The organism is Novosphingobium sp. AAP83 (assembly GCF_001295795.1).
GTDB lineage: Bacteria > Pseudomonadota > Alphaproteobacteria > Sphingomonadales > Sphingomonadaceae > Novosphingobium.
On the sequence record NZ_LJHY01000003.1, the window covers coordinates 115,419 to 131,472 of the forward strand.

Annotated in this window: 14 protein-coding genes; 2 read left to right on the forward strand and 12 right to left on the reverse strand. The window is 61.2% G+C overall.

Features of this window, described 5'->3' with window-relative positions:
• Window positions 1–73: 73 nt before the first annotated feature.
• From cysS to IP81_RS02325, 11 genes are all read right to left on the reverse strand, one after another.
• Window positions 74–1,543: a cysteine--tRNA ligase gene (gene cysS, locus IP81_RS02275; protein ID WP_054106350.1), complete on the reverse strand. Its 1,470-nt coding sequence runs from the start codon at window positions 1,541–1,543 to the stop codon at window positions 74–76.
• 55 nt (window positions 1,544–1,598) lie between these two features.
• On the reverse strand, window positions 1,599–2,375 hold the full coding sequence (locus IP81_RS02280; protein WP_054106351.1) for a hypothetical protein: 777 nt from the start codon (window positions 2,373–2,375) through the stop codon (window positions 1,599–1,601).
• Window positions 2,376–2,379: 4 nt separating this feature from the next.
• Entirely contained in the window at window positions 2,380–3,162 is a 783-nt protein-coding gene (locus IP81_RS02285; RefSeq protein ID WP_054106352.1) for a hypothetical protein, read from the reverse strand.
• Entirely contained in the window at window positions 3,149–5,173 is a 2,025-nt protein-coding gene (locus IP81_RS02290; RefSeq protein ID WP_231626207.1) for an adenylate/guanylate cyclase domain-containing protein, read from the reverse strand. Before IP81_RS02290 ends, IP81_RS02285 begins: the two co-directional genes overlap by 14 nt.
• A 232-nt stretch (window positions 5,174–5,405) precedes the next feature.
• Complete coding sequence (locus IP81_RS02295) at window positions 5,406–6,098, reverse strand: nitroreductase (protein ID WP_369800692.1); 693 nt, start codon at window positions 6,096–6,098, stop codon at window positions 5,406–5,408.
• On the reverse strand, window positions 6,088–6,759 hold the full coding sequence (locus IP81_RS02300; protein ID WP_369800693.1) for a nitroreductase: 672 nt from the start codon (window positions 6,757–6,759) through the stop codon (window positions 6,088–6,090). Before IP81_RS02300 ends, IP81_RS02295 begins: the two co-directional genes overlap by 11 nt.
• Before the next feature lie 57 nt (window positions 6,760–6,816).
• Window positions 6,817–7,401: a DUF2846 domain-containing protein gene (locus IP81_RS02305; RefSeq protein WP_054106355.1), complete on the reverse strand. Its 585-nt coding sequence runs from the start codon at window positions 7,399–7,401 to the stop codon at window positions 6,817–6,819.
• On the reverse strand, window positions 7,398–8,036 hold the full coding sequence (locus tag IP81_RS02310) for a hypothetical protein (protein WP_054106356.1): 639 nt from the start codon (window positions 8,034–8,036) through the stop codon (window positions 7,398–7,400). Before IP81_RS02310 ends, IP81_RS02305 begins: the two co-directional genes overlap by 4 nt.
• 55 nt (window positions 8,037–8,091) lie before the next feature.
• Entirely contained in the window at window positions 8,092–9,906 is a 1,815-nt protein-coding gene (gene cobT / locus IP81_RS02315; RefSeq protein WP_054106357.1) for a cobaltochelatase subunit CobT, read from the reverse strand.
• 42 nt (window positions 9,907–9,948) lie between these two features.
• Window positions 9,949–10,602 carry a fructose-6-phosphate aldolase gene (gene fsa / locus IP81_RS02320; RefSeq protein ID WP_054106358.1) on the reverse strand — a complete coding sequence of 218 codons (654 nt, stop codon included), beginning with the start codon at window positions 10,600–10,602 and terminating at the stop codon, window positions 9,949–9,951.
• Window positions 10,603–10,674: 72 nt separating this feature from the next.
• Entirely contained in the window at window positions 10,675–11,358 is a 684-nt protein-coding gene (locus tag IP81_RS02325; protein ID WP_054106480.1) for a DUF4197 domain-containing protein, read from the reverse strand.
• A gap of 70 nt (window positions 11,359–11,428) precedes the next feature.
• Here IP81_RS02325 and IP81_RS02330 point away from each other — a divergent pair, with 70 nt between their 5' ends.
• Window positions 11,429–13,594 (forward strand): primosomal protein N', encoded by a 2,166-nt coding sequence (locus tag IP81_RS02330; RefSeq protein ID WP_054106359.1) that lies wholly within the window; start codon window positions 11,429–11,431, stop codon window positions 13,592–13,594.
• A 43-nt stretch (window positions 13,595–13,637) separates the two neighbouring features.
• On the forward strand, window positions 13,638–15,191 hold the full coding sequence (locus IP81_RS02335; RefSeq protein WP_054106360.1) for a cryptochrome/photolyase family protein: 1,554 nt from the start codon (window positions 13,638–13,640) through the stop codon (window positions 15,189–15,191).
• Here the strand turns inward: IP81_RS02335 and IP81_RS02340 are convergent.
• Window positions 15,188–16,054, reverse strand: coding sequence for a CPBP family intramembrane glutamic endopeptidase (locus IP81_RS02340; RefSeq protein WP_054106361.1), 867 nt, complete (start codon window positions 16,052–16,054; stop codon window positions 15,188–15,190). The genes IP81_RS02335 and IP81_RS02340 overlap by 4 nt on opposite strands.

The following is a 16,054-nucleotide window of genomic DNA, read 5'->3' on the forward strand; positions in this document are numbered from 1 at the left end:
CTGCCATCTTTGCGATGCTGCCAATATCACACTTCATACGCAACTTGATACACACGCTACCTAAAGTGCTGAGTTAGGCCAGCTTCCATTCCCAGCCGAGCGGATCACCGTCCATCACGTCGACACCCTGTGCTGCGAGCTCATCGCGCAGCGCGTCGGAGCGGGCGAAGTCCTTGGCAGCACGCGCTTCCTTGCGGGCGATGAGGGTAGCTTCGATTTCGGCTTCAGTGATGGTCGCGGCCTTGGGGCGGATGCGCAGGTCCGTCCGTTCGATCATATAAAGGTCTAATCCAAGAACTTGGTCCATGAGGTTGACAACATTCAACTTTTCGCCGGGTTGCGCGAGCTTGTAAAACAGGGCTTCTTCCATGAATGTCAAAGCCAACGGTGTATTCAGATCATCAGATACGGCGACTTGAAATTTTTCGAGCAATCCAGCCAGGCCTTTACTTGTGTTAATTTCTGGATCGCTGGCATTGTCTAATTTACGAAGAGCCATCAACATCCGCTTCAACCGCGTCAGCGCTGCCCCCAGCCCCTCCCACGAAAACTCCAGCTCGGACCGATAGTGCGCTTGCAGGCACATCATGCGATAGGCCAGCGGGTGATAGCCTTTGTCGATCAGCAATTGCAGGCGCAGGAATTCGCCCGACGATTTGCTCATCTTGCCCGAGCGTTCGACCAGAAAATTGTTGTGCATCCATATCTTGGCGCCAGAATTTGCGGGCAAGTCTAAACCATTGGTGCAGCAAAAGGCCTGATTCTGGGCGATCTCGTTGGGGTGGTGGATCTCGCGGTGATCAATGCCGCCGGTGTGGATATCGAACGGGAAGCCCAACACTTCGCCCGACATGACCGAGCATTCCAGATGCCAGCCCGGAGCGCCCTTGCCCCATGGCGAATCCCATTCCATCTGGCGCTTTTCGCCCGCAGGCGTTTTGCGCCAGATCGCGAAGTCGGCGGCATTGCGCTTGCCCTCGACCGCTTCGATCCGTCCTTCGCCGTCGTCGGTCTGCGCGCGGGCCAAACGGCCATAGTCTGCGACGGAGGAGACGTCGAAATAGAGGCCGCTATCGAGTTCGTAGCAGTGCTTTTCGGCGATGGTCTGGGCAAATGCGATCATTTGCGGGACGTAGTCAGTCGCCACGGTCCATTGTGCAGGCTGGCGGATGTTGAGCGCGCGGACGTCGGACCAGTAGGCCTGCTTGTAATGCTCGGCGATGTCCCAGATGGAACGTGCCTCTGCCCGCGCCATCTTTTCCATCTTGTCTTCGCCATCGTCCGCATCATCGGTCAGATGGCCGACATCGGTGATGTTGATGACGTGAGTCAGCTTGTACCCCTTGAATGACAGCGTGCGCCCCAGCACATCGGCAAAGACATAGGCGCGCATGTTGCCGATGTGGGGATAGTTATAGACCGTCGGCCCGCAGGAATAGACGCGCGCTTCGCCTGCATGGACCGGCTGGAACGGCTCCAACTGGCGCGTCAGGCTGTTGAACAGGCGCAAGGGTGCGGCGGCGGGGACGGATGCATCAGACATAGGCCTGCCATTGCCCCGCCCTTGCGCGCTTGGTCAAGAACTTCGGTTGTGCCAATTATGGCGCGGCAGGTGCGGTCGCCGCTTCATCCTCTTCCAGCGAAGCCGCCAGCCAATCGAATTGCGCCTTGCAGCCATTGTCCAGAAGCAGCGTGCCAAGCGATGCCGCATCGGCTGGCACGGCTTCAGGTTCGATCATCACGATCCGGAATTCCGTCGCCTTGTCGGGCGTGGTTTCATCATAGATGCGGTAGGTGCGCGCCTCTTGCGGGGCGAGCACGGTTTTGGGCCAGGCGATGCCGACCGTCTTGGGCGGCCACTGCATCCGCACCATCTCGCCGCCGGCAGCCTCGGTCAGCCATGAAAAACTGCGACTGGCGCTGTCCTTGCGCCACAGATAAAGGTCGCTGCCGCGCGGCACGCAAACGGTGCCGCCCTGATCCGTATCCGCGAGCCAGATGCTGACCGGCAGGACGGTATCGCCAGACGTATCACCAGCGCCGCGCACGGCCCCTGCCCGCACCGAAGCCGGATTGCTGAGCGAGCGGGCGAGCAAGGCTGCGCCGCCGCGCTCACGATTGGCGGAAACTGTCAGCGAGAACGTACCCGCACCACGCAGTACCCGCGTACCCGCCTTGTCGAGCACGGTGACGATATCACCCGCTTTCAGCGCAACCTGCTCGGTCGCTCCCAAACGCTTGCCCTTGGGGTAATTCACCGCCGACGGGCCGGTTGAGCGGACGACCACCGCCTGGGCCAGCGCCTGCCCCGAAACCGCAAGGCACAGCGTCAGCGCCAATGCCGTCACCAAGCCGCGCCCCGTTGTCCGGTTCATGCGCTCAGCCCCCCGCCGGTGTGGAAGCGGCGAGGCCTGCGAGCAGATCGAGCTGCGCGGTGCAACCCTTTTCGGCCATGGCGGCGGCGACTTCGATCTCATCTTCCGGCACGCTGGCCAGCAGCATGGTGCGGATTTTCACCGGCGCGCCCACGGCATTGCTGAAGCTATAGCTTTGTCCGTCAACCACAGGGACCGTGGCCGAAGGCCAGACTTTCAGTGCGCTGCCTGCCCGCCAGATAACATCGGCCGTGCTGCCATCCTGCGAGAGCAGCTTGCCGGTGCCTTCCTCGGTCTTGGCAGGACGCCACAGCACCAGCGTTGCAGGATCGGCAACGCAATAAGTGCCGCCCTTGCTCACATCGATGTGCCACACGTTTTCAGGACCAGTGGGCGCAGTTACAACAGGAGCCGCAGTGGCTCCGCGCACCGCTCCGGTGCGGGTGCGGGCACCGCCGCCGCGCGTCATCATCGCCGCAAGCGCCGTGCCGCCCGCCGCATCGCGGTTGACCGCACCATTCAGCGCAAAAGTGCCCGGGCCGGACAGCACGCGGGTGCCCGACTTGTCGAGCACGGTAACGTGATCACCCGCACGCAAAGCCACCGAGGCATTTGCCGGGAGCTTTTTGCCTTGCGGATAGGTCGCTGCCGAAGGGCCGGTCGAGCGCACGACGACCGATTGCGCAGCAGCCGAGCCTGCCAGCATCAAGCCGACGATGGCCGCAGCACCAGCCAGAACGGCCTTGCGTGCCTGTTCGCGCATGATGGGTGCATCAACCAAGAACATAACTTTCTCCCTTGTGCGTATTGCGCAATCTTTCGATCAAATTGATCATCGCATCATCATTGATAACTGATTCGCCAATTGTTGCTGTGAGTGTCTGCACACGATCCACTTCACCGGCTGAATGGGCGCTGACGAGGTCTTTGGCCAATTGGCGCTCGTCTTCGGGCATGTCCGGCACCGGCTCGAAAATCTCGACCGGGGTGTTGCGCCCGCGCAGCGTGACAGCGCCCATCGGGCGGAACCAATCAAGGCCAGACCGCTCTGCCGCCTCGCGGCTGACCAGCACTTTGGTATCAAGCGGTTTGTTCGCGCCTTCCAGCCGCGCGGCAGTGTTCATTGCATCGCCCAGCGCGGTATATTGAATGCGCCCTTCGCCACCAAAGTTGCCCACCACCGCATCGCCATAGTGAACGCCAACGCGGGTGCGGCCGATCTTGGGCACGCCTGCAGGCGCGGCTTTGCGGAATTCCTCGCCCGCCAGATACATCGCATAGGCGGCCTTCACCGCACGCTCGCCATCATCGGGATAGGCAATCGGCGCGCCCCAGAATGCCACCACCGCATCGCCCACGAATTTGTCGAGCGTGCCGCCATATTCCAGCACGACCGCACTCAACCGGTCCAGATAATCGTTAAGCAGCCGCGCGATCATTTCCGGCTCAACCGCGTGAGTCAGTTTGGTAAAGCCTTCCAGATCGCTGAACAGGCAGAAGATTTCGCGCTTTTCACCGTGCAGCAAAAGCCGTTCGGGATTGCGCATGATTTCGTTGGCGACCGAGCGTGGCAGATATTTGCCCAGCGCCCCTTGTGCAAATTCGCGCTGCGCCGCATTGACCGCGCGAACGCTGGAGCTGACCGCGGTAAAGGCAATCAACCAGCCGACAATCCAGCCAGTTGCCGGAAGGTTAAGCGTATCATAGCCCGCCCTCTCAACCAGAAATGGCACGATGAGGAACAAGGCAAATTGTGCGATCACGGCCAGCGCCTGCACCCAAGTGCGCGCCTGCACCAGTGCAGTGATTACGCCCAAGCCAACGGCCACAATCGCAGCCAAAACCTTGATCCACAGCGCAGGCGGCGCTTTCCACGCCTTGTCGAGCAATTGCGCGAGCATCGAGGCGTGGACTTCAACGCCGATCATCCGCGTTTCACCCGTTACCGGATTGCCGGTGCGGGTGAACGGCGTATCGAATTGGTCAAAGTCTGAAAAATCGCCGCCGATCAGAATATAACGGCCCTTGATGGCTTCGGCCACCAGCGGCGCGGTTTCGGGATCAGCCAGAAGATCGATAGGTATCTTGTCAAAAACCGGGCGATCAATGGCCGTGGGCACGCGATAGCGGATCGGCCCGGTATAGCGGGCAAATCGCGCATCGGCATCGGGTCCGTCTTTGGTTAATGCCAATGACAGCAGCGGCGGCAAGCCTGCATATTGCTTGGGCCAATAGCGCGCGACACCGTCGGCGTCAGTTTCCAGCAGGATCGAAGTGGGTTTGACCACATCGGTCTTCACGCTGTCCATAAAGGCGCGCAAATCCTGCTCTTGTTCATAGGTGATGGCTTCAGGATTGGTGCGGTTATCGGCAAAGGCCAGATGCACCGGCGTGCGCATGGCTTTCAACGCGGCGCGTAATTCCACGTCATCGTCTTGCGGGCTATCAAACAGAACGTCGATGCCGATGCCTTTTGCCCCCAACTGGTCAATCTGCGTCAGCGCCTTGGCCAGAATCGTGCGGTCAACCGGCGAAATCTGCCCCGTCGCGCGGTTGGTGTCGGCGGTATAAACCACCAGCGTCACGCGTTTGTCGGTATCGCTGCGTGGCGCAAAGTTTACGGCGCGAATATCATAGAAGGCAGCTTCGGCATCGTGCAGCAAAGGCAAGCGCCACGAACTGAAGGCAATATGCAATGCCAAGCCGAGCAGGAGAACCGCCACCGTGATCCGCTGCCAACCCAATTGCTTGAGGCTGCGGCGAGCCGTCTTGCTGATCTCGCCCGGACTGTTTTTCACAGCACCTCTATCCGGCATATTGTCACCCCCCGAACATCAAACATCTCTGCCGGTGAGTTGCCAGGTGGCATCGCACAGGCATTCCCAAGGCCAAGGCACCTGCCCCGGCTTTGCGATCAATAGTACTTGCGATGCCCGATAGCTTTTATGACGTTGGACACAGCATAAGCGCATTTGATCGCCGCTGCCAATGTCCTGCGCACAGTCGTCCCTATGAGAAACCCGGCTTTACTCAAAAGCCTTCAAAGGCAATCACTTCATCCAGTGGTGCGCGGGAAACTTGAAACGTATTGATCGCCGCCTGTGGATCGCGTTTGCCGATGGCAAGGCCGCAATAGAAGATGTGATCATCGGGAATGGCTGTGTGGCTGCGCACCTGTTGCTGGAAGGCCGCCCATGATTCCTGCGCGCAGGAATCCAGCCCCTCTTCGCGCAGCAAGAGCATGACCGTTTGCAGCCACATGCCGATATCGGCCCACTGCGGCGCACCCATATAGCGCGGTGTATGCACCAGCATCAAAACAGGCGCGCCAAAGCCACGGAAGTTGTTGAAATACTGCGCCAACCGCCCGCGCTTGTCATCGCGCGTTACACCCAGCGCTTCATACATCGCCTCGCCCACACCAAAGCGGCGGGCTTCATAAACGCCATCAAGCTCTGGCGGATAGACCGGATATTCGGGTGCGTGGGCCGCGCGCCCTTGCGGGAGCACCTCTGCTATGCCCGCGAAAAGCCGCGCCAGTGGCTCACCTGTCAGCACACGCGCGTTCCACGGCTGCACATTGCCGCCCGATGGCGCGCGCTGCGCTTTTTCCAGCACCCGCTCCAGCACTGCCAAAGGAACCGGATCGGGCAGAAAATCGCGGACCGACCGGCGGCTGGCAACAGCCTCTGAAACGGTGAGGCCCATCGCTTTAGAAGCCAAGGAAGCGGACGTTGCCCTCAACCGGTTCGCGCTGGCGTTCGAACTGGTTTACCGCCGTGTCATCAACCCGGTAGCCAATGGCAATGCCGCAGAAGAAAATGTGGCTTTCATCCGAAACGCCAAGGAACTCCTTGATCAGCCTTGCATGCATCGAGAGAAATTCCTGCGGGCAGGAATCAAGCCCCTCTTCGCGCAGCAGCAGCATGACAGTTTGCAACCACATGCCCACGTCCGACCATTGTGGCGGGCCCATGCGCCGGTCAAAATAACAGAGCAGCACGGCAGGTGCGCCGAATGACATCACATTGTTGCGCACAAAATCGTCGCGCGCTTCGGCATCAGACCGGCCAATGCCCATTGCCTGATACATTGATGCCCCTACCTGTTGCAGGCGCGCTTTGCATTCGGGGATCACTTCGGGATCGGACCACGAGTATTCAATCGGGTCCTGCATCGGCGAAACCAGCATCTTGGCCTGCAATTGCGCCAAAGGTTCGCCCGAGATGATCGTGGCTTCCCAAGGCTGGAAATTGCAGCCCGAAGGCGACCAACGGGCTTTGTCCATCACGCGGTGCAGCACCTCGAACGGGACAACATCGGGCTTGAACACCCGGATAGAACGGCGGGAAAGGACGGCTTCGCTGACGGTCATGTTGCTCATGCCGGGTTAACTGCCCACTTAACTGCGTGCGGTCAACCCGGCAATGAGCTTGGAGGTTCAGTTCGTGGCTGGCGCTGCTGCTGCCTCAGGCGCAGGCGCTGCTGGTGCCGCTTCAGGAGCAGGAGCAGGGGCAGGCGCAGGCGCTGAACCAGCAGCAATAGCCGCTGCCATCTGATCGGGACGAATCGCACCGGGGGCTGGACCCATGTCATCGGCATCCACCAACCGGTCAGTGCCCGCCTTACGGAACTCGGCTTCGGTTGAAGGGCGCAGATCGGGGCGTCCGGCCATGATGCCCATCTTGATCTTGCACATCGCGTACTGGGTTTCGCCCGATTCCACTTCAAGCGCGAGCATGTCCTTGGCTTCGCTCTTGACGGTGTATTCGTGGCGGCCGGGTTCGGTCACCAGAACGAAGTAGCGGCCAGCGCCCAATGAACTGATCTTCTGCCCGCCTTCATTCACGGCGCAGCCCATGGCGGCGCCCATGATCGTGCCGGTGCGATAAAACACGATCTGGCCTTTGCCTGCGGGCGGTGCCGGAATCACGACGGGCGCATCCGACGCCGCAGATACAGGCGCTGCGTACAGCAGCGACAAAGCGGCCAAAGGCATGATTTTTTTGAATGTCTTGAGTTTCATTTCAGGTCCTCTTGTTGCACTTGTCTGGCGGTCTTTGCACTATCGCCGCCAAATTCAGGGTTGGTGATAGAAAACGCCTCGGCGGTTTTGGCCTCGGCCAGATCCCCTTTGGCGTGAACGGCATTCTTGCCTTTGATGAAGAAGCCGAGCAGGCCCAGCGGCACTGGCGAAGCTGCCGATGCTGCATTGAGACTGTCGATTTTCTGGATCGCATCTTTTCCGGCAACATTCAGCCGGAGCGAACGCAACTTGAGCCGCTTGCCGCCAACTTCGAGCCATCTGGCGGCGACGACCAGTTCTCCGCCCGCGCCGCTTCCGCCCGATTTCTTGGCGTGGACGACTTCACCCTCGCCCAAAAGACCTGCCGGAAGCACGGTGACACCCGCGATCAACACGGGTTCGGCGAGGGATAAAGGAAAACGGTCACCCGTCTTGTTCAAGCGGCTGCCAAGATCGGCTTCCAAGCGAATAACGAGCGGGGTGAGAGCTGGCACCACCAGCTCGGGCGCATCATTTGCCTGTGGCGCAGCACCAGCAACGGCGGGCACTGGCACCACCGCGGACTGATCGTTTGCCAAAGCATTGGCCGCTGTGGTGCCCAAGGCAACAGCTCCGGCGAAACCGAATTTTCTCAAGACCACCCACCAGAAATATTAACTTTAGTTAAGTGGGGGGATGGAGCAGGTCAAGTCACTCGTCTTCGAACAGATCGGCCAATTGCTCGATGATTGTGCCGCCAAGCTGTTCGGCGTCCATGATCGTCACGGCGCGGCGGTAATAGCGGGTCACGTCATGGCCGATGCCGATAGCAACGAGCTGGACCGGCGATTGCTTTTCGATCCATTCGATCACCTTGCGCAAATGCTGCTCAAGATAGCCTGCATTGTTGACCGACAGGGTGGAATCATCGACCGGCGCGCCATCGGAAATCACCATCAGGATGCGGCGGTCTTCAGGCCGCGCCAGTAGGCGGCTATGCGCCCAGAGCAGCGCCTCGCCGTCGATGTTTTCCTTCAGCAACCCTTCGCGCATCATCAGGCCAAGGTTCTTGCGCGCACGCCGCCAAGGCTCATCAGCCTTTTTGTAAACAATGTGGCGCAAGTCGTTGAGACGGCCCGGTTGTGCAGGCTTGCCGCCGGTCAACCACGCCTCGCGGCTTTGCCCGCCCTTCCACGCGCGGGTGGTAAAGCCCAGAACTTCGGTTTTCACCCCGCAGCGCTCCAGCGTGCGCGCAAGGATATCGGCGCTGATCGCCGCGATAGAGATCGGACGTCCGCGCATCGAACCCGAATTGTCGATCAGCAGCGTGACGATGGTGTCCTTGAACTCCACGTCGCGTTCAATCTTGTACGACAGCGAATGGCCGGGCGAGATCACCACGCGGGCCAGCCGCGCGGCATCAAGCAAGCCTTCTTCCTGATCGAAATCCCATGACCGGTTCTGCTGCGCCATCAAGCGGCGCTGCAACCGGTTGGCCAGCCGCGTGACCACGCCCTGCAAGCCCTTGAGCTGCATATCGAGGTAAGCGCGCAACCGCGTAAGCTCTTCCTCGTCACACAGATCGGTGGCGGCAATCACTTCGTCGAACTGGGTGGTGTAAGATTTGTAGTCAAAGTTTTCGGGCAAATCGGTCCATGGCCGGTTCGGGCGGGTGGGCAACATGCCTTCCTCGCCATCATCGGCCATATCAGCATCGGCAGCATCGTCGCTCTGCTCGATCTCCTGCTCGGATTCCGAATCCTCGTCACCCTCGCTGGTATCGCCTGCGACTTCGGAGGGTTCTTGCTGCTGCTCGTCGGAGGAATCGGGCTGTTCTTCGCCCTCGTCATCCTGCTCCTCGCCCTCGTCTTCCTCGGTTTCCTCGTTCTGCTCGGCAGGCGACTGGGTGAGATCGAGATGCTGGAGCATGTCGAGCGTCAATTGCTGGAACGCGCGCTGGTCTTCGAGCGATTGGGCAAGACTTTCGAAATCGTCGCTCGCCTTGCTTTCGATCCAACTACGCACCATCGCCATGCCGACATCGGTGCTGGCAGGCGCACTTTGCCCCGTCAACTTTTCGCGCAACAGCAGCGCCAAGGCTGATGGCAAAGGCACTTCTTCGGGCTTGGTGGCGCGGGCAATCGGGTCTGATGCCATGCGCATGGCCAGCGCAGCATCCAGATTGCCACGCATGCCCGCAAAGGAATTGGCACCCAGCGCTTCATAGCGCACCTGCTCCACAGCGTCATAACACGCGCGCGCCAGCGCTTCGGTCGGCGCATGGCGGCCATGCAGCGCGGCATTGTGATGCCGCAACCGCAGCGCCATCGAATCGGCATGGCCGCGCGCCTGCGCCACCTGATCGGCTGGCAAAGCGCGCCCCGGCATGGGCACGCGCATCGAGCTTCCCGACTGGACCGGCGCATCCGCTGTCCACGCCACCTCAACCTCGGGGTCGAGCGAGATGGCGCGGGCAGTGCCGGTCAGCACCGAGCGGAAACGGTCTAGAGGAGATTCGTCAGCCAAAATGGGGTGCCCGTTGCCAGATGTCGTATTCAGGTGTTGCTATCAGACGATGCTTTGGCCGGTCTTTGCCCAATCGGCAAGGAACCCTTCGATACCCTTGTCCGTAAGGACATGTTTGAACAGGCCCTTGATCACGGCGGGCGGCGCGGTGATCACATCGGCACCAATCCGTGCGCTTTCCAGCACGTGCATGCCGTGGCGGATCGAGGCAACAAGGATCTGCGTTTCGAACGCATAATTATCATAGATCAGGCGGATATCGCGGATCAGGTCCATGCCATCAAAGCCGTTGTCATCATGACGGCCGACGAACGGCGAGATGAACGTGGCGCCAGCCTTGGCCGCCAGCAGCGCCTGATTGGCCGAGAAGCAAAGCGTCACGTTCACTTGCGTGCCTTCGCTGGTCAACGCCTTGCAGGTCTTCAGGCCATCAATCGTCAGCGGCACCTTGATGCACACGTTGTCAGCGATTTTGCGCAGCACTTCGGCTTCACGCATCATCGTGGCGTGATCCAGCGCAACGACTTCGGCAGAAACCGGGCCATCGACCAGCGCGCAGATTTCGCGCGTCACTTCGATGAAGTCTTTGCCCGCCTTGGCGATCAGCGTGGGGTTGGTGGTAACACCATCAAGCAGGCCAGTGGCGGCAAGGTCTGCGATTTCGGCGGTGTCAGCGGTATCGACAAAGAACTTCATGGGGCAAACCTTCCGAGGCGGGGAGCATGATTCCCCCCGCCTATAGGCAAGAGAAGGCGCGCTGTCAGTCCATCACTTGATGCCAAACGCGCCCATCAGGACCGGATCGTTGGTGGAACGCGGATCGGCGCGGATCGCGGCTTCTTCGCGGCCAATCGCGCGGAAGATGGCGTTATCCGCCTCAAACGCCAGCGAATTGGCGATTCCGCCAACATCCACGCCGGTCAATGCGGACAGAACCTCGCTCACCAGCGGCTCGCGGCTAACGCGCAAGGCATCGCCGAATTCAGGCACCATGATCTCCACAAGGCTCGCCCCCATTTCCTGATGCAAGAAACTGGTTGCCGCCATCGGATCGCTGCTGCGCACAAGCGCCAAAGCATTGCGGATGCCGATTGTGCGCACCGCATCGGTAACCGCAGGCGCCGCGCGCTCTGCCGCGTCATAGGCCATGTCGTTGAACGCGCGCTGCAACCGCTCGCGGAAGATCGGGCCGGTCAGGATGCGCTGGACAATCCCGCCGCGATTGCCGATCACCTCGGGCAAGGCCAGCCGCGCCACCTGATTGTCCCAGAAACCGCCGGGCCGCAAAAGGCTGGCAAAGGCGCGGTCTGTTGAAAGGAACAGCAAGCGGCGTATCACCTCTTCAAGGCTGAACGCGGGCAATGTCGCGCAACCGGCCAAGGATAGCAGGGCAACTGATGAAATTCCGCCCAGCACGGACCGGCGATTGTGCGATAACGAAAGCTGCGACATCGTTTTCTCCTCTGTTGCGTGCACAGCGGGCTTTGCCCACCGCATCGCGGCCCCATATAGAACCCCTAATATGAACCGCGTCCGATGCCTTGTCTTCAATTCTGCGCTGGGTCCGCTCGATTATCGCGTGCCCGAAGGCATGGTGGTCGAGGCGGGAAGCGTTGTGGTGGCACCGCTGGGGCCACGGCAGATCATCGCGGTGGTGTGGGATGCCGGTCGGCTGCCGGGGGCCGAAATACCCGCCAACAAGCTGCGCCCGCTGCTTTCGGTGCTGCCGGTGCCGCCCCTGCCCGCCCCTTTGCGCCGTCTGATCGAATGGACCGCAGACTATTACCTCGCCTCGCTCGCCTCGGTCGCGCGCATGGCGCTATCGAGCAACGGCGCGCTTCGCGGTGGCAGCACGGTGACCGAATACCGGCTGACCGACACAGAACCGGGCCGGTTGACCCCGCAGCGCGCCAAAGCGATTGAAGCATTGGATGGCCAGCAAGCCACGATCCGCGAACTGGCCGAAATCGCGGGCGTATCCGATGCCGTTCTGCGCGGCATGGTCAATGCAGGGCTGCTTGAGGCGGTCGTGGTTGATTCGGACAGGCCGTACCCCCCTGCCGATCCTGCGTTTGGCGTGCCGGACTTGTCGGACGACCAGACGCAAGTGGCCGCCAGATTCGTGGCCTCGGTCCACGCGCATGAATTCCAGCCCTATCTGCTCGATGGCGTAACCGGATCGGGCAAGACCGAGACCTATTTCGAAGCCGTGGCCGCTGCGATGGAAGACGGGCGGCAAGTGCTCGTCCTCCTCCCCGAAATCGCGCTGACCGAGACGTTCCTCAAACGCTTCGAGGCGCGCTTTGGCGTGACGCCCGTCACCTGGCACTCCTCGCTCAAATCCTCTGAACGCCGCCGCGCGTGGCGGGCCGTAGCGATGGGCAGCGCGCAAGTGATCGTCGGCGCGCGCTCTGCGCTGTTCCTGCCCTTTGCCAACCTTGGCCTGATCATCGTCGATGAAGCGCATGAAGTCTCGTTCAAGCAGGACGATGGCGTGCGCTATAATGCCCGCGACGTTGCCGTGATGCGCGCCCGCTTTGAAAGCGTGCCGGTGATCCTCGCCAGCGCGACGCCTGCGCTGGAAAGCCTGCAAATGGCCGAGAGCGGGCGCTATGAACGCGTGATCCTGCCCAGCCGTTTTGGCGGGGCGACCATGCCCGATATCCAAGTGGTCGATCTGCGCATCGAACAGCCCGAACGCGGACACTGGATCGCCCCGCCCTTGGTCAAAGCGCTAAAGGACCGGCTGGAAAAGGGCGAACAATCACTGCTATTCCTCAACCGGCGCGGCTATGCCCCGCTGACGCTGTGCCGGACTTGCGGCTATCGCTTCCAGTGCCCGAACTGTTCGGCTTGGCTGGTCGAACATCGCTTGTCGCGCCGTTTGGCCTGCCACCATTGCGGCCATGAAGTGCCAACGCCCGATGCCTGCCCCGAATGCCACGAACCCGATTGCCTCGTTGCCTGTGGCCCGGGGGTTGAGCGGATTGCCGACGAAGTGGCCGCGATCCTGCCCGAAGCGCGCGTGGCGCTGGTCACGTCCGACACGCTGACCAGCCCTGCCAAAGCCGCCGAATTTGTCGAAATGGCCAGCGCCAAAGCGATTGACGTAATCGTGGGCACGCAGCTTGTCACGAAGGGCTATCACTTCCCCGAACTTACGCTGGTGGGCGTGATTGATGCCGACATGGGCCTTGAAGGCGGCGATCTGCGCGCGGCAGAGCGGACCTATCAACAGGTGGCGCAAGTGGCCGGACGTGCAGGGCGTGGTGAAAAGCCGGGCGAAGTTCTGATCCAGACACGCCATCCCGAAGCGCCGGTGATCGAAGCCTTGGCCAGCGGCGATCGCGACGCCTTCTATGCCGCCGAAACCGATGCCCGCCGTGATGCCGGCGCACCACCGTTCGGACGTTGGGCGGCGATCATCGTCAGCAGCGAGGACGAAGCCGAAGCGCGCGATGCAGCACGCGGCATTGGCGGCAGCGCGCCACATCTGGCCGATGTGATGATCCTCGGCCCCGCCCCAGCTCCGCTATCCTTGCTGCGCGGCCGCTATCGCTATCGCCTGCTGATCAACGCGCGGCGCTCCACCGAATTGCAGCGCGTGATCCGAGAATGGCTCGATCAATTGCGCTTTCCCCCCGGCGTGCGCGTGGCGGTGGACATTGATCCTTATAGCTTTGTCTAAAGGGGCAGGTTGAACCAATCCGCTGCTCGGCCATTGCACAACCATGCCCGGCCCCATTCTCGTCCCGATCCTTGGCGATCAGCTTTCGCCCGCTATCTCCAGCCTTGCGGATCGCAAACCCGATGACACCGTGATCCTGATGATGGAGGTGGCCGAGGAAACAACCTATGTGCGCCACCACAAGGCCAAGATCGCGCTGATCCTCTCGGCCATGCGCCACTTCGCCGCAGAACTGCGCGCCGCAGGCTGGACGGTCGATTACGTCCGGCTTGATGATCCCACCAATACCGGCAGCTTCACCGGCGAAGTCCTGCGCGCCATCGAACGCCATGCCCCGCGTGGCGTGCAGGTGACTGAACCGGGCGAATGGCGCGTGAAACAGGCGATGGAAGAATGGCGCGATCGCCTGCCCGTGCGCTCGCGCATCCTGCCCGACACGCGCTTCATCAACCCGCTCACCAGTTTTTACGAATGGGCTGCGGGCAGGCGCGAATTGCGGATGGAGTATTTCTATCGCGATATGCGCCGCAAAACCGGCCTGCTGATGGAGGGAGACAAACCCGTTGGCGGCAAATGGAATTACGATTCCGAAAATCGCGGCGGTCCGGAAAAGGGCCTCACCCCGCCCGCACTACCGCCGTTCACACCCGACGCCATCACCCGCGAGGTGTTTGCGCTCGTCGAGCAACGCTTTGCCGGACACTTCGGATCGCTCGAAAAGTTCGCGTGGCCCGTCACCCGCGCCGATGCTGAAACCGCGCGCGATGTCTTTCTGAAAGAGCGCCTTCCGCTATTCGGCAAGTATCAGGACGCGATGGTGGCGGGACAGGATTTCCTGTTCCACGCCGCGCTTTCGCCCGCGATCAACATCGGCCTACTCGATCCGCTGGACCTTTGCCGCCGTGTCGAAACCGAATGGCGCGAAGGCCGTGCGCCGCTGGAGGCGGTGGAAGGCTTCATTCGCCAGATCATCGGCTGGCGCGAATATATCCGGGGCATGTACTGGCTGGAGATGCCGGGACTTGCCGATGCCAACGGCCTTGCCGCCACACGCCCGCTGCCCGATTTCTATTGGACCGGCGATACCAAGATGCGCTGCCTGTCCGATTGCGTGCGCACCACGCAGGAAAACGCCTATGCCCATCACATCCAGCGCCTGATGGTGTTGGGCAACTTTGCACTGCTGGCGGGGTTGAAGCCGCAGGACGTGGCGGACTGGTATCTGGCGGTCTATGCCGATGCGTTTGAATGGGTAGAGCTGCCCAACGTGGCGGGCATGGTGCTGCACGCAGACAAGGGCCGCCTCGCCTCAAAACCCTATGCCGCAAGCGGCGCCTATATTGACCGGATGAGCGATTATTGCAGCAAATGCGCTTATAACGTGAAGAAGAAAGTGGGCGAAGATGCCTGCCCTTTCAATGCCTTATACTGGCATTTTCTGGCGCGGAATGAACAGGCACTGGCAGGCTATCACCGCCTCGCCCAACCCTATGCCACATGGCGGCGCATGGCCGAAGACAAGCGCGCCGATACCATCGCCAGCGCCGATGCGTTTCTCGCAACGCTGGAGCCTGCCAAACCGGGCTGGGCGCGCTAACGCTTTACCCACATCGGCGGCCTGATCCCGCCTTGCTTGGCCACGCGCACCAGCAGAATAAGCCCTGCCGTTGTTGCAACGAGCATCGCCACCACGCTGGCCTCAAGCCCGAAAGCGCCGCCCGTCAGCCATTCCGGGCCATTGCGCGATGTAATCAGCAGTCCGGCAGGCGCCGCTCCGCCCGATACCGGCACACTGAATACCCAGCCTTGCGTAAAATTCCACGCCGCATGAATGCCGATGGGAATCCACAATCGCCGCTTCCACAGATAGGCCGCGCCCAGCAGAATGCCCGCCTCCATCGCGATGGCGAAGGCCGCAAACGGGCTGGAATCGGGGTTCATGATATGGGCAAGGCCAAACAAGGCCGAAGTGATCGCAAGCGCCGCCCATGTTCCCAGCATTGCCTCAAGGTGGCGCAGCAAAATACCACGGAACATGATTTCCTCGATAGTGCCAGACGTAACCGCCATGCCCAGCATCGCCCAGAGCGCGCCCACACCGTTCACGCGATCAACCGTAATCCCGCCCATCAGCGCGACGATCCCCGTCATCAGCGTAAACAGCCCCGCGCCGATCAACAGGCCGAGCGGCAGTTCACGCGGGAGCAGCGAAAGCGGGACTTCATCATTCGCAACGCGCTCGATCCAATGGCGGCAGGCGACGTAGATCGCGATGGCTGCGACAGCCACCGCCAACCCGCCAAGGAAATAGCCCGGCGCATCCTGCGTCACAAAGCCCCTGAGCCCCCACGACACCAGCGAAGCGCCAGCCACGACCAGCACAAATTCCACAATCATCAGCGTCAACGGAAAGGCAATGATCCGCCGCAAAAGGCCCGGTCTTGTCTGCGGCTCATCCAT